Source organism: Actinokineospora auranticolor (genome assembly GCF_002934265.1).
GTDB classification, from domain to species: domain Bacteria; phylum Actinomycetota; class Actinomycetes; order Mycobacteriales; family Pseudonocardiaceae; genus Actinokineospora; species Actinokineospora auranticolor.
On sequence record NZ_PTIX01000020.1, the window covers coordinates 1 to 21,272 of the forward strand.

Annotated in this window: 21 protein-coding genes; 15 read left to right on the forward strand and 6 right to left on the reverse strand. The window is 71.0% G+C overall.

Annotated features, from left to right (window positions below; all coding sequences use genetic code 11):
* Positions 1-181 precede the first annotated feature (181 nt).
* The gene (locus CLV40_RS27805) at positions 182-1,084 is read right to left on the reverse strand and encodes a serine/threonine dehydratase (protein WP_245931618.1); all 903 of its coding nucleotides are present in this window, start codon (positions 1,082-1,084) and stop codon (positions 182-184) included.
* A gap of 58 nt (positions 1,085-1,142) precedes the next feature.
* On the opposite strand from CLV40_RS27805, the gene CLV40_RS27810 reads away from it, so the two are divergent.
* Positions 1,143-2,180, forward strand: a complete 1,038-nt coding sequence (locus tag CLV40_RS27810) for a methionine synthase (protein WP_104481960.1) — start codon at positions 1,143-1,145, stop codon at positions 2,178-2,180.
* Positions 2,181-2,577: 397 nt separating this feature from the next.
* Here the strand turns inward: CLV40_RS27810 and CLV40_RS27815 are convergent, their stop codons facing one another.
* Positions 2,578-3,510: a LysR family transcriptional regulator gene (locus CLV40_RS27815; RefSeq protein WP_104481961.1), complete on the reverse strand. Its 933-nt coding sequence runs from the start codon at positions 3,508-3,510 to the stop codon at positions 2,578-2,580.
* 71 nt (positions 3,511-3,581) lie between these two features.
* Here CLV40_RS27815 and CLV40_RS27820 point away from each other — a divergent pair, with 71 nt between their 5' ends.
* The 8 genes from CLV40_RS27820 to CLV40_RS27855 all read left to right on the forward strand — a co-directional run bounded on the left by CLV40_RS27820 (position 3,582) and on the right by CLV40_RS27855 (position 12,388).
* On the forward strand, positions 3,582-4,295 hold the full coding sequence (locus CLV40_RS27820) for a succinate dehydrogenase cytochrome b subunit (RefSeq protein ID WP_104481962.1): 714 nt from the start codon (positions 3,582-3,584) through the stop codon (positions 4,293-4,295).
* A 5-nt stretch (positions 4,296-4,300) separates the two neighbouring features.
* Positions 4,301-6,229: a fumarate reductase/succinate dehydrogenase flavoprotein subunit gene (locus tag CLV40_RS27825; RefSeq protein ID WP_104481963.1), complete on the forward strand. Its 1,929-nt coding sequence runs from the start codon at positions 4,301-4,303 to the stop codon at positions 6,227-6,229.
* Positions 6,226-6,972: a succinate dehydrogenase/fumarate reductase iron-sulfur subunit gene (locus tag CLV40_RS27830; RefSeq protein ID WP_104481964.1), complete on the forward strand. Its 747-nt coding sequence runs from the start codon at positions 6,226-6,228 to the stop codon at positions 6,970-6,972. Before CLV40_RS27825 ends, CLV40_RS27830 begins: the two co-directional genes overlap by 4 nt.
* A gap of 59 nt (positions 6,973-7,031) precedes the next feature.
* Entirely contained in the window at positions 7,032-8,129 is a 1,098-nt protein-coding gene (locus CLV40_RS27835; protein WP_104481965.1) for a WD40/YVTN/BNR-like repeat-containing protein, read from the forward strand.
* Positions 8,130-8,414 (forward strand): MoaD/ThiS family protein, encoded by a 285-nt coding sequence (locus CLV40_RS27840; protein ID WP_104481966.1) that lies wholly within the window; start codon positions 8,130-8,132, stop codon positions 8,412-8,414.
* Between the two features lie 55 nt (positions 8,415-8,469).
* Entirely contained in the window at positions 8,470-9,126 is a 657-nt protein-coding gene (locus tag CLV40_RS27845) for a hypothetical protein (protein WP_104481967.1), read from the forward strand.
* 38 nt (positions 9,127-9,164) lie between these two features.
* A complete protein-coding gene (gene ligA / locus CLV40_RS27850; RefSeq protein ID WP_219824134.1) occupies positions 9,165-11,357 on the forward strand; it encodes an NAD-dependent DNA ligase LigA in 2,193 nt (730 codons plus the stop codon).
* Between the two features lie 551 nt (positions 11,358-11,908).
* Positions 11,909-12,388: a GNAT family N-acetyltransferase gene (locus CLV40_RS27855; RefSeq protein WP_104481969.1), complete on the forward strand. Its 480-nt coding sequence runs from the start codon at positions 11,909-11,911 to the stop codon at positions 12,386-12,388.
* 848 nt (positions 12,389-13,236) lie between these two features.
* Here the strand turns inward: CLV40_RS27855 and CLV40_RS27860 are convergent.
* A complete protein-coding gene (locus CLV40_RS27860; RefSeq protein WP_104481970.1) occupies positions 13,237-13,710 on the reverse strand; it encodes a hypothetical protein in 474 nt (157 codons plus the stop codon).
* Between the two features lie 205 nt (positions 13,711-13,915).
* Between CLV40_RS27860 and CLV40_RS27865 the strand changes: the two genes are divergently transcribed.
* Complete coding sequence (locus CLV40_RS27865; protein ID WP_104481971.1) at positions 13,916-14,638, forward strand: 3-keto-5-aminohexanoate cleavage protein; 723 nt, start codon at positions 13,916-13,918, stop codon at positions 14,636-14,638.
* On the opposite strand, the gene CLV40_RS27870 is transcribed toward CLV40_RS27865, so the two are convergent.
* A complete protein-coding gene (locus CLV40_RS27870) occupies positions 14,635-15,288 on the reverse strand; it encodes an ACT domain-containing protein (protein WP_104482064.1) in 654 nt (217 codons plus the stop codon). The genes CLV40_RS27865 and CLV40_RS27870 overlap by 4 nt on opposite strands.
* A gap of 229 nt (positions 15,289-15,517) precedes the next feature.
* Between CLV40_RS27870 and gatC the strand changes: the two genes are divergently transcribed.
* From gatC to gatB, 4 genes are read left to right on the forward strand one after another with little or no spacing between them, the layout of a single operon-like run.
* The gene (gene gatC, locus CLV40_RS27875; RefSeq protein ID WP_104481972.1) at positions 15,518-15,817 is read left to right on the forward strand and encodes an Asp-tRNA(Asn)/Glu-tRNA(Gln) amidotransferase subunit GatC; all 300 of its coding nucleotides are present in this window, start codon (positions 15,518-15,520) and stop codon (positions 15,815-15,817) included.
* A complete protein-coding gene (gatA, locus tag CLV40_RS27880; RefSeq protein WP_104481973.1) occupies positions 15,814-17,331 on the forward strand; it encodes an Asp-tRNA(Asn)/Glu-tRNA(Gln) amidotransferase subunit GatA in 1,518 nt (505 codons plus the stop codon). Before gatC ends, gatA begins: the two co-directional genes overlap by 4 nt.
* A complete protein-coding gene (locus CLV40_RS27885; protein ID WP_104481974.1) occupies positions 17,331-17,528 on the forward strand; it encodes a hypothetical protein in 198 nt (65 codons plus the stop codon). The genes gatA and CLV40_RS27885 overlap by 1 nt, the downstream gene beginning before the upstream one ends.
* Positions 17,525-19,027 (forward strand): Asp-tRNA(Asn)/Glu-tRNA(Gln) amidotransferase subunit GatB, encoded by a 1,503-nt coding sequence (gene gatB / locus CLV40_RS27890; RefSeq protein WP_104481975.1) that lies wholly within the window; start codon positions 17,525-17,527, stop codon positions 19,025-19,027. Before CLV40_RS27885 ends, gatB begins: the two co-directional genes overlap by 4 nt.
* Before the next feature lie 48 nt (positions 19,028-19,075).
* Here the strand turns inward: gatB and CLV40_RS27895 are convergent, their stop codons facing one another.
* Positions 19,076-20,056 (reverse strand): hypothetical protein, encoded by a 981-nt coding sequence (locus tag CLV40_RS27895; RefSeq protein ID WP_104482065.1) that lies wholly within the window; start codon positions 20,054-20,056, stop codon positions 19,076-19,078.
* A gap of 47 nt (positions 20,057-20,103) precedes the next feature.
* A complete protein-coding gene (locus CLV40_RS27900) occupies positions 20,104-20,376 on the reverse strand; it encodes a hypothetical protein (RefSeq protein ID WP_104481976.1) in 273 nt (90 codons plus the stop codon).
* Here CLV40_RS27900 and CLV40_RS27905 point away from each other — a divergent pair.
* Positions 20,338-21,264, forward strand: coding sequence for an alpha/beta fold hydrolase (locus CLV40_RS27905; RefSeq protein ID WP_245931619.1), 927 nt, complete (start codon positions 20,338-20,340; stop codon positions 21,262-21,264). The two genes, CLV40_RS27900 and CLV40_RS27905, sit on opposite strands and share 39 nt — an antisense overlap.
* Positions 21,265-21,272 lie beyond the last annotated feature (8 nt).

Sequence of the window (21,272 nt, forward strand, 5' to 3'; positions counted from 1 at the left end):
CACCGGAGCTACCCGCGGGTGATCAAACGGAAAATGAGCAACTTCCCGATCAAACGCGCACGACACCGACAACAACTCCGAAACAGCCGACCACCCCACTCGAACATCACCCTCACCCCGCCCAGCAAGACCCGACACCGCCGCCGACCAGCCGAAACCACCTAACCGACCGGCATTGCGCCTAGGCGGGTACCCAGTCGCTGTTCGCGCCGCAGATGACGAGGCAGGCCAGCTCGCCGGGTACGCGCCCGGCGAGCCAGGCCGCCAGCGGTACCGCGGCGGCGGGTTCGGCAGCGATCCGGAACTCCTCCCACAACCGGTCGCGGGCGGCCAGCAGCTCGGCGTCGCTGACCAGGACGGACGTCGCGGCACCGGCCTGGACGACGGCGAACGGCACGGTGCCTACGCGGGTCGCTCCCAGGGCTGAGGAGGCGACGGAGTCCACTACAGAATCCACGGGCTTGCCCGCCGCCAACGCGTCGTGCAAGGCGCGACAGTTTTCCGGTTCCACTACGACCACCGGTTTACCGCTACCAACCACCGTGCCCGCAGCGAGCCCACCGCCGCCTACCGCGACCACCACCGTGTCGATGTCCGGTGCGTCGGCGACGGCTTCCGCCGCGCAGGTTCCCTGTCCGGCGACGACCAGCGGGTTGTCGTAGGCCGGGACATAAAGGGCGCCGGTTTCACGGGCTTCGTTAAGAGCCGCTGCGGACGCTTCCGCGTAAGAGGCACCATGTCGGACAAGTTTGGCGCCCGCCGCTTCGATACGCCGTGTCTTCGACAGGGGTGCTTGTTCGGGTACGAATACCGTCGCCGGGAGGTCGAGCAGGCTCGCGGCCGTCGCGACCGCCACGCCGTGGTTACCGCCCGAGGCCGTCACGACGTGGGTAGGCCTATCCCCGCCCAGGAGGGCGTTGAGGGCGCCACGGAGCTTGAACGAGCCGGTGCGCTGGAGGTACTCCAACTTCAGCACCACCGGTCGACCGTCCAATTCGGTCCGCATGATCGGCGTGCGACGGGCGTAGGGGGCGATCCGCGCCGCGGCGGCCGCGACATCGGCGGAGGTGATGGGCCGGTTCACGCCACCCGACACTAGGGCACCGCGCGGCCGGTCGCGGCCATCCACCACACTGGCGGGTGTGACGACGCCACCTTGGCCGCCCGGCACCGCGACCGGCATCGGCGCGCTGCCCGGTACGGACGCCCTGGAAGCCGCCACGACCGTGCTCGGGGAGCTGCCCGACCTGCCGCACCTGCCCGAGCTGCCCGCGCGCGGGCAGGGCGCGGACATGATCGGTCGGGCGGCCGGTCTGCTGGTCGACATCGCCGTCGAGGTCGTGCCGTCCGGCTACCGGGTCACCGCGCGCCCCGGCATCGACCACCGCAGGGCCGTCGACCTGCTGCGCCGCGACCTCGACGCCATCGAGGAGGCCATCGGGCGGCTCGGGACACCGCCGCCGCTGCTGAAGGTGCAGGTCACGGGCCCGTGGACGCTCGCGGCGAGCGTCGAGCTGCCGCGTGGGCACCGGGTGCTGACCGACCCGGGCGCGCTGAAGGACGTCACCGAGTCGCTGGCCGAGGGGCTGACCCGGCACGTCGCCGAGGTGCGTCGGCGGACGGGTTCCCAGGTCGTGGTCCAGCTCGACGAGCCCGGGCTGCCCGCCGTGCTCGCGGGGAGCCTGCCGACGCCGTCGGGCTACGGCATGGTGCCCGCGGTGCCCGAGCCGGAGGCCCGCGAGGTGCTGTCGACGCTGGTGGCGGCCGCGAAGAGCGCTTCGGGTCAGCCGGTCATCGCCCACTGCTGCGCGGGCGACCCCCCGATCGCGCTACTGCGCGACACGGGCGCGGACGCGATCGCCGTCGACGCGACCCTGCTGGGCGGGGTCTCCGCCGCCCGCCTCGACGAGATCGGCGAGACCTGGGACGCGGGCGTGGTCTTCTTCCTGGGCACCGTCCCCAGCACGGACCCGACCACCCCCGTCGACCTCCGCCAAGTCGCCACCCCCGCCCTGCGCCTGGTGGACCGCCTCGGCTTCCCCCGAAGCATCCTCGCCGACCGCGCGGTCGCCACCCCCACCTGCGGCCTCACCACCGCCTCGGCCAAGTGGTCGCGCCGGGCGATGGCCCTGGTCCGTGAGGTCGGCAAGGCGTTCGTCGAGCCACCAGCTTCCTGGTAGGACCACCGCATTCCGCTGCTCCGGCCTTTTCGATCTTGGTTGGCCGTCCCGGGTTGTCCACATGCCACGAACTCGTCCACAGGATTCCGCCGCCCCTTCCCGGCCACCCCATCGCCGATAGGCTGGAGCAGGGCTGTCCCCCCAGAGGAAGGGCGGGGGCTGTGCGAGGTGTGGTCGGGGCAGGAAAAGGGTTCTGACCAGGGGATGGTCTAGCGCGGGGCTCGAAGTCCGATGGTAAGGCGTTGGCGGTTGCCGGGCCGTCGGTGCCGGTTGAGCGGTGTTCTCGGGAAGGACCTCTGGCGGCCAGGGGCAGCTGCGGTCGGGGGAACGCCGTTTGAGCATCCCCACCAAGGTCGGCGAGGCCACCGCGACCGCTCGGCGGAAAGCGGCGAGTTGTCTAGCGCAGGGGTTCGACGCCTGGTGGTAGGGCGTTGGCGGCGACCAGGCCGTCGATGTGGCCCAGGAGGGTGGAGCGGAACGCGCGGGCGGCGGCTGTGGGTGGGGCGTCGGTGCGGTGGGCCAGGGCGATCGTGCGGCGGATGCTGGGGCCCGCGAGTGGGGTCGCGCGTAGGCCGGGGCGGCCGGGGAGGACCAGGCTGGGGACCACCGCCACGCCTAGGCCCGCTTCGACAAAGCGCAGGACGGCGTCCATTTCGCCGCCCTCCACCGCCAGTCGCGGTTCGAAGCCCGCTTCCCGGCAGGCGTGGAGGGTGGTTTCGCGGAGGTCGTAGCCCTGGCGGAACATGACGAGCCGGTGGTCGCGGAGGGTTTCCAGGCGGATCGTGTCCCGGTCGGTGGGGGCCGGTTCCGCCGCCGACGAGGCCACCATCAGCTGCTCCCGCAGCACAGGCGTCATGGTCAGCGCGCTCCCGATCCCCTGGGGTGGCACGATCACCAGGGCCAGATCCAGTTCCCCGCCCAGCAGCGCCGCCGTCAGGTCGCGCGAGCCGCCCTCCTCCACCAGCAGGCGCACCCCCGGGTAGCGGTCGTGGTAGCGGCGCAGGACGTCGGCCAGCACGCCGACGCACACGCTCGGGGTGGCGCCCAGGCGGATCCGGCCGCGGCGCAGGCCCACCAGTTCGGCCACCTCCAGCCGCGCGGTGTCCACATCGGACAGGATGCGCTTGGCGACGGGCAGTAGCGCCTCGCCCGCCGCGGTCAGCGCCACGTTGCCCCTCGACCGGGTGAACAGGGACGCGCCCAGTTCGGTTTCCAGGCTCTGGATCTGCTTGCTCAGTGAGGGCTGCGCCACATGCGCGCGCTGGGCCGCCCGGGTGAAGTGCCGGGTCTCGGCCACCGCCAGGAAGTACACGAGCTGCTGCAGCGTCATAGCCCCAGGCTATCGAGCTGAGTGGATTCATGTATTGGACGACTTGTCGCAACGGCTCTTAGCGTGGCGGCATGGCTGTGACCACCGAGCGGGAACCTCAGACACCGCAACGGGTTCCGCGTACCAAGGCCGGGAGGCTGTGGTCGTCGACCGTCGGTAAGAAGGCGGTGATGGCCGTCACCGGGGCCGTGCTGTTCTCTTACGTCGTCGTGCACATGGCGGGCAACCTGAAGTTCTTCGGGGGACCCGACTCGATCAACGGATACGGCGTCTTCCTGCGCGAGTTCCTCACCCCGGTCCTCGGGTACGGCGGCCTCGTCTGGGTCGTCCGCGTGGTGCTGCTGCTCGCGGTCGTGTTGCACGGCACTGCCGCCGTGCAGCTGGCGCGACGCGCCCGCAAGGCTCGGCCGGTCGGGTACGCGAAACGGCCCCGCGTGCAGGGCGGCTACGCGGCCCGCACGATGCGCTGGGGCGGGGTGATCCTGGCCCTGTTCGTCGTCTACCACCTGCTCGACCTCACCGCGGGCGTGCTCAACCCGCACGGCGTCGATGGCGACATCCACGCCAACGTGGTGGCGGACTTCCAGCACTGGTACGTCGTGCTCGCCTACACGCTCGCGGTGGTCGCGCTGGGCTTCCACCTGCGCCACGGCCTGTGGAGCGCCGTGCGCAGCCTCGGTGGCACGGTGCGCAATGCGCAGACCGTGGCCCTTGTGCTCGCGGTAGTGGTAACCGTCGGCTTCTTGGCCGTTCCGTTCTCTGTCTTCTTCGGATTCGTGAGGTGACTCCGGTGCTCTACGTCGACGGTGACCCGATTGCCGACACCCGTGCCCCGGACGGCCCTATCGAGACCAGGTGGGAACGCCGCCGGTTCGCCGCGCGGTTGGTCAACCCCGCCAACCGCCGGAAGTTGACCGTCGTAGTAGTGGGTACCGGTCTGGCCGGTGGGTCCGCTGCGGCGACCCTCGCCGAACTCGGCTACAACGTGTTGTCCTTCTGCTACCAAGACAGCCCGAGGCGCGCGCACAGCATCGCCGCGCAAGGCGGCATCAACGCGGCCAAGAACTACGCCGGTGACGGTGACAGCGTCCACCGCCTCTTCCACGACACCGTCAAGGGCGGCGACTTCCGCTCACGAGAGTCCAACGTGCACCGGTTGGCGGAAGTCAGCACCAGCATCATCGACCAGTGCGTGGCGCAAGGCGTGCCCTTCGCGCGCGAATACGGCGGACTGCTGGACACGCGCTCCTTCGGCGGCGCCCAGGTCTCCCGCACCTTCTACGCCCGCGGACAGACCGGCCAGCAACTCCTGCTGGGCGCGTATCAAGCGCTTGCGCGGCAGATCCACGCGGGCCGGGTCACCTCCCATCCGCGCACGGAGATGCTCGACCTCGTGGTCTCGGACGGTCGTGCGCGTGGTGTCGTTGTCCGAGACCTGGTGACCGGTGAGATCACTACGCACCTGGCCGACGCCGTGGTACTGGCGACCGGCGGCTACGGCAACGTCTTCCACCTCTCCACCAACGCCAAGGGCTGTAACACCACCGCGATCTGGCGCGCGCACCGCCGCGGCGCCCTCTTCGCAAACCCTTGCTATACGCAGATCCACCCAACCTGCATCCCGGTTAGCGGCGATCACCAATCCAAGCTCACGCTCATGAGCGAGTCCCTGCGCAACGACGGCCGGGTGTGGGTACCGGCGCGCGCGGGCGACGACCGCGCACCCGGCGACATCCCCGAGGCGGAACGCGACTACTACCTGGAGCGCATCTATCCCAGCTTCGGCAACCTCGTCCCACGCGACATCGCCTCCCGCGCGGCCAAAGCCGTCTGCGACGCGGGACGCGGTGTCGGACCGGGTGGCCTTGGCGTCTACCTGGACTTCGCCGACGCGATCTCCCGCCTCGGCCGCGCCGCCGTCGCCGCGCGATACGGGAACCTCTTCGAGATGTACCAACGCATCACCGACGAGGACCCCTACGCCGTGCCGATGCGCATCTACCCCGCCGTGCACTACACGATGGGCGGCCTCTGGGTCGACTACGACCTGCGCAGCACCATCCCGGGCCTCTTCGTCATCGGTGAAGCCAACTTCTCCGACCACGGCGCCAACCGCCTGGGTGCCAGTGCCCTCATGCAGGGACTCGCCGACGGCTACTTCGTCCTCCCCGCCGTCATCGGCGACTACCTCGCCGACGGACCCTTCGGCGCCGTCGACCCCCGCGACCTCCATGACGCCGAAGACGGCGTGCGCGCCGGAATCGCCGCCCTGCTGTCGGTCGACGGTGACCGCACACCCGAGTCCTTCCACCGCGAACTCGGCAGGCTCATGTGGGATCACTGCGGCATGGAACGGTCAGAAGAAGGACTACGCAAAGCGCTCGAGCGCATACCGTCGCTAAGAGACGAGTTCTGGCGACGAGTGAAGGTCACCGGATCCGGCAGCGCCCTCAACCAGACTCTCGAGAAGGCCGGGCGCGTAGCCGACTTCCTGGAACTGGCGGAGCTGATGTGCGTCGACGCCCTGCACCGCACGGAGTCCTGCGGCGGCCATTTCCGCGCGGAGAGCCAGACCGCCGAAGGTGACGCTCGACGCGACGACGAGCACTTCTCGTACGTCGCGGCCTGGGAGTTCGCGGGTGTGGGGGAGCCGCCCGTGCTGCACAAGGAACAACTGGTGTTCGACACCGTGCGCCCGAGTGTGAGGAGCTACAAGTGAAGTACACCTTGCGCGTATGGCGCCAAGACGGCCCTACCGTGCCGGGACGGCTGGTGGAGTACACGGTCGACGACATCAGCGCGGACATGTCGTTCCTGGAAATGCTCGACGTGCTCAACGAACGCCTCTTGCTCCAAGGAGAGGACCCCGTCGCGTTCGACCACGACTGCCGTGAGGGCATCTGCGGCGCGTGCGGCGTGATGATCGACGGTGTCGCCCACGGCCCCGAGAAGGCCACTACGACCTGCCAGCTGCACATGCGCCACTTCGACCCCCGCAAACCCATCGTGGTCGAGCCGTGGCGCGCCGCACCCTTCCCGGTGGTGCGGGACCTGGTCGTCGACCGGTCGGCGCTGGACCGCGTCATCGAGTCGGGTGGCTACATCTCCGTGCAGGCCGGTGCCGCGCCCGACGCGCACGCCGTCCCGGTGCCCAAACCCGCCGCCGACACCGCGTTCGAGGCCGCCGCCTGCATCGGCTGCGGCGCCTGCGTCGCGGCCTGCCCCAACGGGTCCTCGATGCTGTTCACCGCCGCCAAAGTGACCCACCTCGGGGTGCTGCCACAGGGGCAACCTGAACGCCGTTCGCGTGCCCTGGACATGGTTCGCGCCCAGGATGACCTGGGGTTCGGCGGTTGTACGCAAACCGGCGAATGTACCGCCGTGTGTCCCAAGGGGATCCCGCTCGACACCATCGCCCGGCTCAACCACGACGTGCTCTCGGCGGTCGCGCGTTCGAGCTGAACGGGTTCTTGTCGGTCCCCCGGCGTACCGTGGCGCGCATCACTTTCGGAGGTGCGCTGATGGACACGTCGAACACGCAGCAGGTGCTGGTCGCGATAGGGACGCGGAAGGGCCTGTTCCTCGCCACGGGCTCCGGTGTGGACTGGGAGGTAACCGGTCCGCACCACGCGATGACGGACGTCTACGCGGTCGCCATCGACACCCGCCGCGCGACACCGCGGCTGCTCGTCGGCATCACGTCCGAGCACTGGGGCCCGAGCGTGGCCGTCAGCGACGACCTCGGCCGGACCTGGACCGAACCGGACCACGCCCCGGTCGCCTTCCCGACCGACACCGGCGCCGCGCTGGCCAGGGTGTGGCAGTTGGCGCCCGGACCGGTGGACGAGCCGGACGTCGTCTACGCGGGGGTGGAGCCCTCGGCGCTCTTCCGCTCCGAAGACGGCGGACTCACCTACGAGTTCGTGCGCGGCCTCTGGGACCACCCGCACCGGGAGCACTGGATGCCCGGGTTCGGCGGTCAGGCCGTGCACTCGGTCCTCCCGCACCCGCGCGAGGCCGGGCGCGTCACCGTGGCCATGTCCACCGGCGGCGTCTACGTCACCGAGGACGGCGGCAGGTCCTTCGGCGCGAGCAACCAGGGCATCTCGGCGTACTTCATGCCCGACCCCTACCCGGAGTTCGGCCAGTGCGTGCACAAGATCGCCCAACACCCCGACCGGCCGGAGCGGTTCTTCGCGCAGAACCACCACGGCGTGTACCGCAGCGACGACGGCGCCCGCACGTGGCAGTCGATCGCCGACGGCCTGCCCAGCGATTTCGGCTTCCCCATGGTGGTCCACCCGCACAAGCCGGACACCATCTACACGTTCCCGCTCGTGGCCGACGCGATGCGGTTCCCGCCGGACGGCCGCTGCCGCGTGTACCGCAGCGACGACGCGGGTGCCACATGGCGCGCGTTGACGGAAGGTCTGCCGTCGGAGGGCTACTGGAGCGCGGTCATGCGCGACGCTTTGTGCGTCGACAACGCGCAGACAGCGGGCGTGTACTTCGGCACCCGCTGCGGCGAGGTCTACGCGAGCCGCGACGAGGGCGAGCACTGGACCCGGGTGGCGGCTCACCTCCCGGACGTGTTCTCCGTACGGGCAGCGGTGATCTAGATGCCCGTCACGGTCGTGCTCCCGGCCGCCCTGCACCCGCGCGCGGGTGGGCGCACCACGCTGGAGGTGGACATCCCCGCGCCAACCACCCTCAACGACATCCTGGACGTCATCGCCGCCCGCTACCCCGACCTGTCCCGCCGCATCCGCGACGAGACGGGCGCCTTACGCCGCCACGTCAACTTCTTCATCGACGGCGAGGAGTCCCGCCGCCTCGGTGGCGGCGACGCGCCGATCACCCCGGACACCCGGATCGAGCTGATCCCGTCGGTGGCCGGCGGATAGCCACCGGATCGGGTGATTCACGCCGCGGTCGGCGACACCGGGCCAGGATGGTGGCATGCGCCTGTTCCGCCGCCGCCCCAACCGAGTCCGGATCCCACCCGTCCAGGGTGCGGTCGAGACGCCGGAGCGGCGGGCCGAGCGGTTCTGGGCCGGGTGGTTCGCGGCGTTGCCGGAGATCGCCGCCGCCCTGGGCGACGCCGAGCCGCAGCGGGTCGAGGGGCTGCTGTGCGACCTCGTCGCCGCCGTGCACCCGGACCTGCACTTCGCCCTCGACCGCGGCGGCCGGGCCATCTACGCCCTGGTCGTCTCCGGCCAGGAGGACCCCGCGCTGCGGGCGTACACCGACGCGTGGAAGGCCGCCGCACCGCCGGACGACGCCGTCTGGGAGTTCCACGACTCCGTGCCGCCCGTGCCCGACCCCACCGGCGTCACGGTCAACCTGGGCCCGCACCGGTTGGCGCTGGCCGACGTCCGCGTGCACGCGCAGGTCGACACCGAGGCCGGGGTCGTCGACGTGGCCGTGCACCACCCGCTGCTCGCCGACCTCGACCCGGCCACCCGCTCGGCGATGACCTTCCTGCCGCTGGACGCCACGCTGGGTGAGCGGCTGGCCGGGCGGCGGCTGCGCCGGGTGGAGACGGCCCAGCACCTGCCCGCCGACACCATCGACCTGCTTGAGCTGCGAGAACTCGTCCACAGGCTGCCCGAGTGAGGTGAGGAATTGTCAGTGGTCCTCGTTACTCTGCTCGTGTGACCAGTGCTGAGGAACTCCCGCCAGACCTCGCCGTAACCGACGCCGAGGGGCTGGAGGACGTCCCCACCGACATCCGCGAGCGCCACCAGGCGCTCGCGGAAGAGGTGCTGGGGCACCAGTTCCGCTACTACGTGCTGGACTCGCCGATCATCTCCGACGGCCAGTTCGACGAGCTGCTCGGCGAGTTGCAGGCCATCGAGGCCGCGCACCCGGCGCTGGTCACCCCGGAGTCGCCCACCCAGCGGGTCGGCGGCACCTTCTCCACCGAGTTCGCCGCCGTGGCGCACCTGGAGCGGATGTACAGCCTGGACAACGCCTTCGACCTCGACGGCCTCGGTTCCTGGGTGGACCGGGTCACCAAGGAGGTCGGCGACGCCGCGCACTACCTGTGCGAGCTGAAGATCGACGGGCTGGCCATCAACCTGCTCTACGAGCACGGCAAGCTCACCCGCGCGTTGACCCGCGGCGACGCGCGCGTCGGCGAGGACGTCACGCTGAACGTGCGCACGATGTCCGACGTGCCCGACCGGCTGACCGGCACCGAGGAGTTCCCCGTCCCGGAGCTGGTGGAGATCCGCGGCGAGGTGTTCTTCCGCGTCGAGGACTTCCTGGAGTTGAACGCCCGCCTGGTCGAGGAGGGCAAGCCGCCGTTCGCGAACCCCCGCAACACCGCCGCGGGCTCGCTGCGCCAGAAGGACCCGAAGGTCACCGCGAGCCGGGACCTGCACATGATCTGCCACGGCTTCGGCAAGCGCGTCGGGTTCGAGCCGGTGTCGCAGTCCGAGGCGTACCGCGCGCTAGCGGCCTGGGGGCTGCCGGTGTCGCGGCACACCAAGCTGCTGGCGTCGGCCGACGAGCTGGCCGAGCACATCCGGTACTGGGGCGAGCGCCGGCACGACGCCGACCACGAGATCGACGGCGTGGTCGTCAAGGTCGACGAGGTCACCCTCCAGCGCCGGTTGGGCAGCACGTCCCGGGCGCCGCGCTGGGCCATCGCGTTCAAGTACCCGCCGGAGGAGGCCACGACCACGCTGCTCGACATCCGGGTCAACGTCGGCCGCACCGGGCGGGTCACGCCGTACGCGGTGATGGAGCCGGTGAAGGTCGCGGGGTCCACGGTCGAGATGGCCACCCTGCACAACGCGAGCGAGGTCAAGCGCAAGGGTGTGCTGATCGGCGACCGGGTGGTCATCCGCAAGGCGGGCGACGTCATCCCCGAGGTGCTGGGGCCGGTCGTCGACGCCCGACCGGCGGACGCGCGCGAGTTCGAGATGCCCACCGAGTGCCCGGTCTGCGGCACGACCTTGGCGTACGAGAAAGAGGGCGACGCGGACATCCGCTGCCCCAACGCGCGCACCTGCCCGGCGCAGCTGCGCGAGCGCATCTTCCACCTCGCGGGCCGCGGCGCCTTCGACATCGAAGGCCTGGGCTGGGAGGCCGCGGGCGCGCTGCTGTCCTCCGGTGTGATCACCGACGAGGGCGAGGTGTTCGACCTCGACGAGGACGCGTTGCGGCGGGTGGACCTGTTCCGCACCAAAGCGGGTGAGCTCTCGGCCAACGGGCGCAAGCTGGTGGCGAATCTGGAGCTGGCCAAAGACCGTCCACTGTGGAAGGTGTTGGTCGCGCTCTCGATCCGGCACGTCGGCCCGACCGCGGCCCAGGCCCTGGCGCTGGAGTTCGGCGCGCTCGACGCCGTCGACGCCGCCGACGAGCAGCAGTTGGCCGACACCGAGGGGGTCGGCCCGACGATCGCCAGGGCGGTCCGGGAGTGGTTCGACGTCGACTGGCACCGCGAGGTCGTGCGACGTTGGCGGGAGTCGGGTGTGCGCATGGTCGACGAGCGCGACGAACGCACGCCGCGCACGCTGGAGGGGATGTCGATCGTCGTCACCGGCAGCCTGACCACGTACTCCCGGGACGAGGCCAAGGAGTTCATCATCGCCCGGGGCGGCAAGGCGTCGGGGTCGGTGTCGAAGAAGACCGCGTTCGTGGTGGTCGGCGACGCGCCCGGGTCCAAGTACGACAAGGCCGTCCAGCTCAAGGTCCCGGTGCTCGACGAGGACGGCTTCCGCCTCCTGTTGACCGACGGCCCGGAGGCCGCGACCGCCGTGGCCACGATCGGCGACCCGGACGCGGGCGACGAGTCGTCGGGGAAGGCCGTCGAGGAGGAGATCGCGGAAAACAGTTGAGTCCAGAAACAACCAGACCACGCTGTTTCTTGGCGCGCTCGGTAATGGTGCACGCGCGAACGCAATCGCGCCGATGTCGCGGTTTCGCGAACGCGGGAGAAAACGTCGCACCGCATTGCGCCATTCGGATCGGGCCGGTGGTCGGGGAGCGGTGGTCTCGCGCGCGGTAGGGGCTCGTCGCGGCGTAAAAGGCTGATCGGGGCGCCGGGATCGCCGGACGCGGAACCGATATGCGAATGATCCCCGATCACGACCCGCACGTGAATCTCCTGTGGGTGGATCCGGTGACCACGCCACCCGTTCAGCCGAACGCCGGGGTCCGGCGCGTTCGGCCGTGGTTTTCCCGGTAGGGATGGTGTAGGACAAAAGAGCGGGATGGCAGACGACGTCACCGTGCGTGGCGGAGTTCATCCTGCGTGACCGGGGTGAGGGCCGGTCGGGGTGGCAGCCGGGCGTGGGGGCGTCGGGCGGCCTCGGCGTGCGTCGGGGGGCAGCGGTGGGCACGGCACGAGGCGAAGGGACAGGCGTTGGCTGAGGTGGCTGGCATTTCGGTGCGACCCGCGCGCTCCGACGAGGTGCGGCGCGTGGGGGCGTTGACCGTCGAGGCGTACCGGTCGGCGGGGTACCCGACCAGCGGGGGTGGCTACACCAGCACCCTGGCCGACGCGGGCTCGCGCCTGCGGTCGGCGGAACTGCTGGTGGCCGTCGACCCGAACGGCTGCCTGGTCGGCACCGTGACGATCGCCCTACCGGGCACCCCGTACGCGGAGATCTCGCGGGAGGGCGAACTGGAGTTCCGCATGCTCGCCGTCACCGCCGAGGCCCGCGGCCGGGGCGTCGGCGAACTGCTCGTCCGAGCCGTCATAGACCGAGCCGCGGAACTGGGCCTGACCCGAGTCGTCCTGTGCAGCCCCACGGACATGAAGGCCTCCCACCGCCTCTACGACCGCCTCGGCTTCACCCGCCTCCCCACCCGCGACTGGCGCCCGGGCCCCGACGTCCTCCTCATCGCCTACGCCCTGGACATCTGACCCACTTTGATCTTGCCTCCACCACCGACTTATCCCCATGCCCCGACCCTGTCCACAGGATTCCGCGCCCCCTTTCCCCTGCCCCAACGCCGATAAACTGGAGCAGGGCTGACCCCCAGGGGAAGGGCGGGGACTGTGCTCGCGGCGTTGGGGCGGGTGAACAGTTGCGCGGTGGTCCGGATCGTCGGGTCGTATCCGTTTGTGCCGTTCGGTGGTGGTGTCGGCACACCGAAGACGCGGAATCGGTTCCAGGTTTGGGCTTCCCGTCTGGAGTTGTTCTTCCGCGAGGCGCGCCCCGCTTGGGGGCGGTGGCGGTCCGTGCGCACCCTGGACGGGCGTCTGGCCTGGGTGGCTGTGCGATGTCTGGTCCTGCGACGAGTCGAAGGGCTGGAGCCGCGGAGCCCGGGGGTACATCGGCTGTGGGTGTCCTGCACCGGGTCGAAGGGACCGCAAGGGGATCTGTTCGACTGGCGCAGGAGAGCGATCGGCGCCGCACGATCTTGATCGGGTGACAAGCGGTGGCTCGGTTCGTCGGACCGCATCCGAATGTGTCCGGGCGTTTGACAACTGCCTGCTGGTCCGGACAGGCGGTGTGCCAAGGTGTGACCTGCCCGGCCTTCGTCCGTGATGGGCCGAGGGCTGCGGCGGAAACGGCTCCTCGATCGCGAAGGCGGCGTTGTCTTCGCGGCTTCCGTCCGTGCTCCTTCTGGTTGGCTCGAACGGTGTCCGCAGGATGCGGGGGGGCATGCGTGTGCTGGACAAGTTGAAGCGCGGTTGTCGTCGAGGTGTGTGTTCGATTGAAGCGCCTCGAAGGTGCCAGGGGTCCGGGGCGGGCCCTGGCGACAGGGTCAGCGGGTGCGGGCGGTGTAGCCGCGGGACAGGACGGTGCCGGTGTGGCTGCTGTAGACGCGGCCCTCGGCTTCGAAGGTGTAGACGCCAGCGGCGCCGTCGAGTTTGGGGGTCCAGCAGCGGGTTTGCGGTGGGACGGGCAGGATTTTGCCGTTGCCGCCCGCGCTGTCGCACGTGAAGTCCGTGTCCGGGTACGGCACGCTGTTGCGGTACCGCCGCAGGTAGGCCTGTCCGTACTGGCTGACCGACGGCGGGTTGTTCAGCACCAGGAACCCCCAGTACCGGTAGTCCCCGTCGCGGCAGAGTTGGATTTCGCCGTAGCCCGGGACCGGGGCGCGCGAGACCGTGGTTCCGCCGCCGCTGGTGTGCTGGCAGGCGGCCGCCGCGGCGACCTCCGCCGACGCCGTGGGGGTCAGGCCCACCACCGCGATCGTCGCGCCGGTGAGCGCGCCCAGGACTTTGCCGGTGACCATGTTGCGTCCTCCCTCTCGGTGGCGGAGAGCGGGTCTCGCCGCGATCACAGTCTGACCACTTGGCGGGCCGAAAAGGCAGCCGTCTGAGTGAGGTGTGTTCGTTCGGGTGACCACGAAAGTGGGTCCTTTGTGGGTCTCGCTACCGCCGGGCGAGGCGTATTGCGGCCGCAGCCGGGGCCCCCGGGCCCGTGGTTCACTTCGAGGCATGCCCCGCACCGTTCAGGCCTGCCTCAACGGCACACGGTCCACAACCGACCACCCCGCCGTCCCGATCACCGGTTGGCAGGTGGCCCGCGCCGCCGCCGAGGTGGCCGAACTCGGTGTCGACGCGGTGCACCTGCACCCCCGGGACGCGGCGGGCGCCGAGACCCTGGTCGGCTCGGAACTGGCGGGCACCGTGGCCGCCGTGCGGGCCGTGGCGCCCGCGATGGCTGTCGGGGTGACGACGGGGGCATGGATCGTGCCCGACCCGCGGCGCCGGGCCGCCCTCGTCGCGGGCTGGGTCGCCTTGGCGGCCGGACGGCCGGACTTCGCGTCGGTCAACGTGCACGAACCCGGCTGGTGGGAGGTCTGCGCGGCGGCCCACGAGGCCGGTGTGGAGGTCGAACTCGGCGTCTACGACCCCGGAGCCGCGCGCACCCTCCGCGACCGCGGCCTCCCGCCCGGCGCCGTCCGGGTGCTCGCCGAGGTCCAGCCGACCGAGCCCGGCGAGGCGGCGGAAGCGGCCGGGGAGCTGCTGGACGCGCTCTCCTGGGTGACGCTCCCCGTCCTCCTGCACGGCGAAGGCGACTCCGCGTGGACCGTGCTCGCGGAGGCCAACAACCGCGGACTAGCCACCCGGATCGGACTGGAGGACACCCTCGACCTGCCCGACGGCACGCGGGCCCCGGACAACACCGCCCTCGTCCGAGCGGCGTTGGACGCCTAGTCCGGCAGCACGACCGACACGATCCCGGCCAGGTGCGCCAACCGCGCGACCTCGGCCGCGCGGAACATCGGGCCACCCGGTCGTCCCACCAACAGCACCCGATCGGGTTTGCCCAGCGGGGTCGCGGCCAGTTCGGTGCCCAGTTCCCGCCAGGTCGCGGGCACCCACGACTCCTCGCCGTCGAGCACGGTGGCCCGCGCCAGCGGCATCCACGGCAGGTCGATCGTGCGGATCTCGGGGGCCGCCGTGCTCGCCGCCAGGCAGTGCGCGCCGTCCTGGCCCGGGCCGACGATCAGCGCCCAGCCCGCTCGGATGATCTTCGGTACGCCACCGGCGAAGATGGCCAGGCCGTCGGCCGGTTCGGCCGCGACGTCCTCCACCAGCTCCAGCTCGCGGTGGGTGTCGAGCACGCCCGCGTACGGCCGGACCGCGTCGACCTCCACGCCCGCGATCGACTCCGCCGCGGTGATCAGCACGTCCGGGAGCCGCCCGCTGGGCAACTCCACCACCAGGTCGTCGATCGCGATCCCGCCCGCGCGCTCGACCACGTCGACGCTGAGGATGTCGGCCCCGATCGCACCCAGCGCGGTCGCGACCGCGCCCAGGGTGCCTGGGCTGTCCGGGAGCTGGACCCGGATCAGGAACGACAAGGCGAACGCCTCCCGCACTAGCCCCGCGCGCGGAACCTCGTCGCCCGCGCCCTCTGCCGACCGCCGATTGTCGCAGACCAGACCGCGGCCGTGCGGGCTGCCACCAATCGTGGGATCGGGCACCGGTTTAGCACCGCGAGCCGCGCGGAACAACCCGTTCGGGGCGGCGGGGGCAGGCGAAATAGACTCGCGGGGTTCCTGTCAGGAGACAACCCCGGGGGTTCGTCGAGTGCCCAGCATCTCCCGTGACGAGGTGGCCCACCTCGCCCGACTGGCCAGGCTGGCCGTCACCGAAGACGAGTTGGACCTGTTCGCAGGTCAGCTCGACCAGATCGTGGCCGCGGTGGCCCAGGTCGGTGAGGTCGCGGGGCAGGACATCCCGCCGACCTCGCACGCCGTGCCGCTGACCAACGTGTTCCGCCGCGACCTCGCGCGCCCCGGGCTGACACCGCGGCAGGCCCTCGCCGCGGCGCCCGCCGCCGAGGACGACCGGTTCCGCGTTCCGCGGATCCTCGGGGAGGAAGCATGACCGAGTTGACCCGCCTGGACGCGGCCGACATCGCCGCGAAGGTCCAGGCCCGCGAGGTCTCCGCCGTCGAGGTCGCCCAGGCCCACCTGGACCGCATCGAGGCCGTGGACCGGACCGTGCACGCCTTCCTGCACGTCGACACCGAGCGCGCGTTGCAGGCCGCCAAGGCGGTGGACGAGGACGTCGCCGCCGGTCGCCCGCCCGCCTCACCCCTGGCGGGGGTGCCGCTGGCGCTCAAGGACGTGCTCACCATGCAGGGCGCGCCGACCACCTGCGGGTCGAAGATGCTGGAGGGCTGGCAGCCCCCCTACGACGCCACCGTGACGCAGCGGCTGCTCGCCGCGGGCGTGGTCATCCTGGGCAAGACCAACATGGACGAGTTCGCCATGGGGTCGTCCACCGAGAACTCCGCGTACGGCGTCACCCGCAACCCGTGGGACCTCGACCGCATCCCCGGCGGCTCCGGCGGCGGCTCCTCCGCCGCGCTGGCCGCCTTCGAGGCGCCGCTGGCCATCGGCACGGACACCGGCGGCTCGATCCGCCAGCCCGGCTCGGTCACCGGCACGGTCGGCGTGAAGCCCACCTACGGGACCGTGTCCCGCTACGGCCTCGTCGCCTTCTCGTCCTCTTTGGACCAGGCCGGGCCGTGCGCGCGCACCGTGCTCGACGCGGCGCTGCTGCACGAGGTCATCGCCGGGCACGACCCGCTGGACTCCACCTCCATCGACGCGCCCGTGCCGCCGGTCGTGGCCGCCGCGCGCGAGGGCGCCACGGGCGACCTCGCAGGCGTGCGGGTCGGCGTGGTCACCGAACTCGGCGGCGACGGCTACCAGCCGGGTGTGCTGTCCGCGTTCAACGCCGCCGTGGAGCAGCTGCGAGCGCTGGGCGCCGAGATCGTCGAGGTGTCCTGCCCGAGCTTCCTGCTGGCGCTGCCCGCGTACTACCTCATCGCGCCCAGCGAGGCCTCGTCCAACCTGGCCCGCTTCGACGCCATGCGCTACGGCCTGCGCGTCGGCGACGACGGCACCCGCAGCGCCGAGGAGGTCATGTCGCTGACCCGCGCCGCGGGCTTCGGCGCCGAGGTCAAGCGCCGGATCATGCTCGGCACGTACGCGCTGTCGGCGGGCTACTACGACGCCTACTACGGCTCCGCGCAGAAGGTCCGCACGCTCATCATGCGCGACTTCGACGCGGCCTTCTCGAAGGTGGACGTGCTGGTCTCGCCGACCACGCCGACCACCGCGTTCCGCATCGGCGAGCGCACCGACGACCCGATGGCGATGTACCGGGCCGACCTGTGCACCATCCCGTCCAACCTGGCGGGCAACGCCGCGCTCAGCGTCCCGTGCGGACTGTCCGACGACGACGGCCTGCCGGTCGGGCTCCAGATCATGTCGCCCGCGCTGCAGGACCACCGCGGCTACCGCGTCGCCGCCGCCTACGAGGTCGCGCGCAACGCGGCCCAGGGCGGTCCCCTGATCACCCGTGTACCCGAGTTGGAGGTCGCGCACTGATGGCCGGTTCGAAGAAGTTCAAGGGCGTGTTCGGCATCGTCAGCTCGCTCACCGCGGGCTTCAGCGCCGCGCGCGGGCTGTCCACCGCCCGCGCGGACAAGGACAAGCTGCTGCTGGTCAACGCCGTCGGCAGCATCATCGTCGCGGCCACCGGCCTGCTCATCGCGGTGCGCGCGTTCCGGAAGGGCGACAAGTGAGCACGGCTGAACTGCTCGACTACGACGAGGTCCTCACCCGGTTCGACCCGGTCCTGGGCCTCGAGGTGCACGTCGAACTGTCGACGCACACCAAGATGTTCTGCGGCTGCCCCACGGTCTTCGGCGGCGAGCCCAACACCCAGGTGTGCCCGACCTGCCTCGGTCTGCCCGGCTCGCTGCCGGTGGTCAACGAGATCGCGGTGGAGTCGGCGATCCGGATCGGTCTCGCGCTCAACTGCGAGATCGCCGAGTGGTGCCGGTTCGCCCGGAAGAACTACTTCTACCCGGACATGCCGAAGAACTTCCAGACCTCCCAGTACGACGAGCCGATCGCGTTCAACGGCTGGCTCGACGTCACCCTCGACGACGGCGAGGTCGTGCGCGTGGCCATCGAGCGCGCGCACATGGAGGAGGACACCGGCAAGTCGCTGCACGTCGGCGGCGCGACCGGGCGCATCCACGGCGCCGAGCACTCGCTGCTGGACTACAACCGCGCCGGGGTGCCGCTGATCGAGATCGTCACCAAGACGATCGAGGGCACCGGCGCGCGGGCGCCGGAGGTGGCGCGCGCGTACGTGGCGACCCTGCGCGACCTGCTCAAGGCGCTGGACGTCTCGGACGTGCGGATGGACCAGGGCTCACTGCGCTGCGACGCGAACGTGTCGCTGATGCCCAAGGGCGCCACCGAATTCGGTACCCGCACGGAGACCAAGAACGTCAACTCGCTGCGCAGCGTCGAGCGCGCGGTGCGCCACGAGATGACCCGCCAGGCGGCGATCCTGGTCGACGGCGGCTCGATCCTGCAGGAGACGCGGCACTTCGAGGAGGCATCCGGCACGACCCGCGCGGGTCGGCGCAAGGAGACCTCGGAGGACTACCGGTACTTCCCGGAGCCCGACCTGGTGCCGATCGCCCCGTCGCGCGAGTGGGTGGAGAAGCTGCGCGGCACGCTCCCGGAGATGCCCGCCGAGCGCCGCAAGCGCATCCAGGCCGAGTGGTCGCTGACCGACCTGGAGCTGCGGGACCTGATCAACGCCGGGGCCGTCGACCTGGTCGCCGCGACCGTCGCCGCGGGCAGCTCGCCCGCCGAGGCCCGGTCGTGGTGGGTGTCGTACCTGTCGCAGCAGGCCAACAACCGCGGCGTCGAGCTGTCCGAACTGGACATCACCCCGGCCCAGGTGGCCCGCGTCATCGCGCTGGTCGCCGAGGGCGCCCTGACGAACAAGCTGGCACGCGAGGTCGTCGACGGCGTGCTGGCGGGCGAGGGCGAGCCGGACGAGGTCGTGGACAAGCGCGGCCTGAAGGTCGTCTCCGACGACTCCGCCCTGTACGCGGCGGTGGACGAGGCGCTGGCCTCCCAGCCGGACGTGGCCGGGAAGATCCGCGAGGGCAAGGTCGCCGCCGCGGGCGCCATCGTCGGCGCGGTCATGAAGGCCACCAAGGGCCAGGCCGACGCCAAGCGGGTCCGGGAACTCGTGCTGGAGCGTTGCGGGGCCTGATGGTTTTCGTGGAAGGGGGCGTCCGGACTCGGGCGCCCCCTTCCGTTCTCAGTCCAGCGGGTCCCAGTGGTGCGAGTACCGCAGCAGCGAGTTGGCCAGCGCCGGGTGGGCGGCGGCCCAGGTGGAGTCGAACAGGAACCACTGCTGGTACCCGAACGACTCGTTGCAGTGCATGGCGAACTGGGCGAGGTGCGGGTCGACCCTCAGCAGCGACTTGGCGGGGTCGCGACCGTCGACGAACTCGGGGGAGTCGAGGAGTTCGAGCGCCTTGGGGTGGTCGACCGGCGCCAACCAGGGCTCCTCGTTGAGGTTGAAGCCGGGCCAGCGGTTGCAGCGCTCCAGGGCCGGGTCGATGGTCTCGTCCTCGGGGGCGATGAGGGCGCGCAGCACGTGGAGTTCCGGCGGCCAGGTGTCGTCGGGGACGTCGGCGTCGCGCAGGTGCCGGGCGAGGCCGAGCAGGTCGACGCCGGGGAAGGCCAGGGGCTCTTGGCGGGCAAGGCTTTCGCCGTCGAGGAAGGTGAGGAAGACGGCGAAGGTGGTCGCTTTGCCCTTGGCGGCCGGGGTGGCGACGGTGACCGGGACGTCGGGCACGAACGACTGGGACGCGGCGATCCCGTGGGGGAGCGGCCACGACTCGTGCAGCAGGTAGGCCAAGCGCTCGGGTGCCGCGGCCACGGCGTTGTCGTCGAAGAAGAAGTAGGCGAGTTCGACCTCGTCGTCGTCGGTCCGCACCCGGAGGCTGTGGTCGTCGAGCCGGATGTAGTCGTCGTCGCCCTCGACGTAGAGGTGTTCGTGCAGGGATTCCCGCAGCTCGTCCGTGGTTTCCGGCAGGGGTAACCCCGCTTCCCGGGCAGCGTCGAAGATCGAGGTGAGGCCGTAGACGTCGGTCCCCAACTCCTCCTCGACCCAGGCCTCGGGGTCCTCGGCTGCCCACCCCCGTCGGAACCAGGCGAGCACGGTCGGATCGGGCAACCGCCGAACCGCCTTGCTCAGCGAACCCGCGTAGTGCGACCGGTATACGAAGTACATGGCCGGACTGTAGGCCACGCGGAGTCCATTTCGGAGGGAGTATCCGGTCAGGGACCTGTGAACAGTTGTGCCAACCGGTAGTCGACGATGCGCGTGGCATGGTCGGTGTCGTAGTAGTTGACCAGCATCCCGGTCAGCAGGCCCGCCGCCATGGTGGCCAGCGCGTCGGCTTCCAGGGTGGTGTCGACCGTTGACGAGACGCGGCCGCGTTCCTTGGCGCGGCCGAGTTGTTCGGCCAGCGCGTGGATCAGGTGGGGGATCAGGGCTTCGTGGTCCGGGGATTGGCTTCCTCGGGTGACGTCGACGGCGAAGTAGGCCATCTGGACCGCGCACAGCGCTCTACCGCGCTCGGCGAGTTCACCAACCGGCAGGCGCGCGACCGCTACTTCGCCGTCTACGCCGACATGCAGAAGAAGTGGCCGGTTCCCTCCGTGGACATCGACATCGAGACCCGCTACGGCCCCACCCGCGTCCGGCGCAGCGGCCCCACCGACGGCATCCCGATCGTCCTGCTGCCCGGCATCATGGGCACCTCGCTGTCCTGGTACCCGCACGTCGCCGACCTGGCCGCGGGGCACCCCGTCTACGCCGTCGACACCATGGGCGAGGCGGGCCACTCGGTCCAGACCCGCGCGCTGGAGACCGACGACGACCTCGCCGCCTGGCTCGGCGACCTGCTCACGGGCCTGTGCCACGACAAGGCGCACCTCGTCGGGCTCTCGCGGGGCGGCTACCTCGCGCTGCACCTCGCGGTCCGGTCCGGCGACCGGCTGGCGAGCGTGCTCGCGTTCGAACCGTCCGGGTTCTCGATCGTCGGGCCGCGGTTCATCCTCTGGAGCCTGGTCGAGATCGGGCGCTGGCTGCTTCCCGCGCCGATCCTGCGGCTGGTCGCCAAGGGCGATCCGACGGTGCGGCACACCTTCCGCAGCCTGCTGTTCGCTGGCTTCAAGTACAAGGCGCGCATCCCGCCACAACACCTGTTCACCGACGACGAGCTCCGCGCGATCGAAGTCTCCACCCGCCATGTCCTCGCCGAGCGCAGCAACGTCGTCAAGGCCCACGAGGTCGCCGCCCGCGTCGAAGCGCTCAACCCCCGCGTCCGCGCGGAGGTCGTCCCCGGCGCCGACCACACGCTGAGCCTGACGCAGCCGGGACTCGTCACCGACCGGATCCTCGACCTGGCCGACGGGCACCGGGTCGGCGACTAGACCCGAGC

Excerpts from the sequence above, each read along its gene's own strand:
- gatA (WP_104481973.1), top strand. The coding sequence starts at position 15,814 with ATGACCGAGTTGACCCGCCTGGACGCGGCCGACATCGCCGCGAAGGTC.
- CLV40_RS27895 (WP_104482065.1), bottom strand. The coding sequence starts at position 20,056 with ATGTACTTCGTATACCGGTCGCACTACGCGGGTTCGCTGAGCAAGGCG.
- CLV40_RS27815 (WP_104481961.1), bottom strand. The coding sequence starts at position 3,510 with ATGACGCTGCAGCAGCTCGTGTACTTCCTGGCGGTGGCCGAGACCCGG.
- CLV40_RS27860 (WP_104481970.1), bottom strand. The coding sequence starts at position 13,710 with ATGGTCACCGGCAAAGTCCTGGGCGCGCTCACCGGCGCGACGATCGCG.
- CLV40_RS27820 (WP_104481962.1), top strand. The coding sequence starts at position 3,582 with ATGGCTGTGACCACCGAGCGGGAACCTCAGACACCGCAACGGGTTCCG.
- CLV40_RS27840 (WP_104481966.1), top strand. The coding sequence starts at position 8,130 with ATGCCCGTCACGGTCGTGCTCCCGGCCGCCCTGCACCCGCGCGCGGGT.
- CLV40_RS27865 (WP_104481971.1), top strand. The coding sequence starts at position 13,916 with ATGCCCCGCACCGTTCAGGCCTGCCTCAACGGCACACGGTCCACAACC.
- CLV40_RS27845 (WP_104481967.1), top strand. The coding sequence starts at position 8,470 with ATGCGCCTGTTCCGCCGCCGCCCCAACCGAGTCCGGATCCCACCCGTC.
- CLV40_RS27900 (WP_104481976.1), bottom strand. The coding sequence starts at position 20,376 with ATGGCCTACTTCGCCGTCGACGTCACCCGAGGAAGCCAATCCCCGGAC.
- CLV40_RS27885 (WP_104481974.1), top strand. The coding sequence starts at position 17,331 with ATGGCCGGTTCGAAGAAGTTCAAGGGCGTGTTCGGCATCGTCAGCTCG.
- CLV40_RS27835 (WP_104481965.1), top strand. The coding sequence starts at position 7,032 with ATGGACACGTCGAACACGCAGCAGGTGCTGGTCGCGATAGGGACGCGG.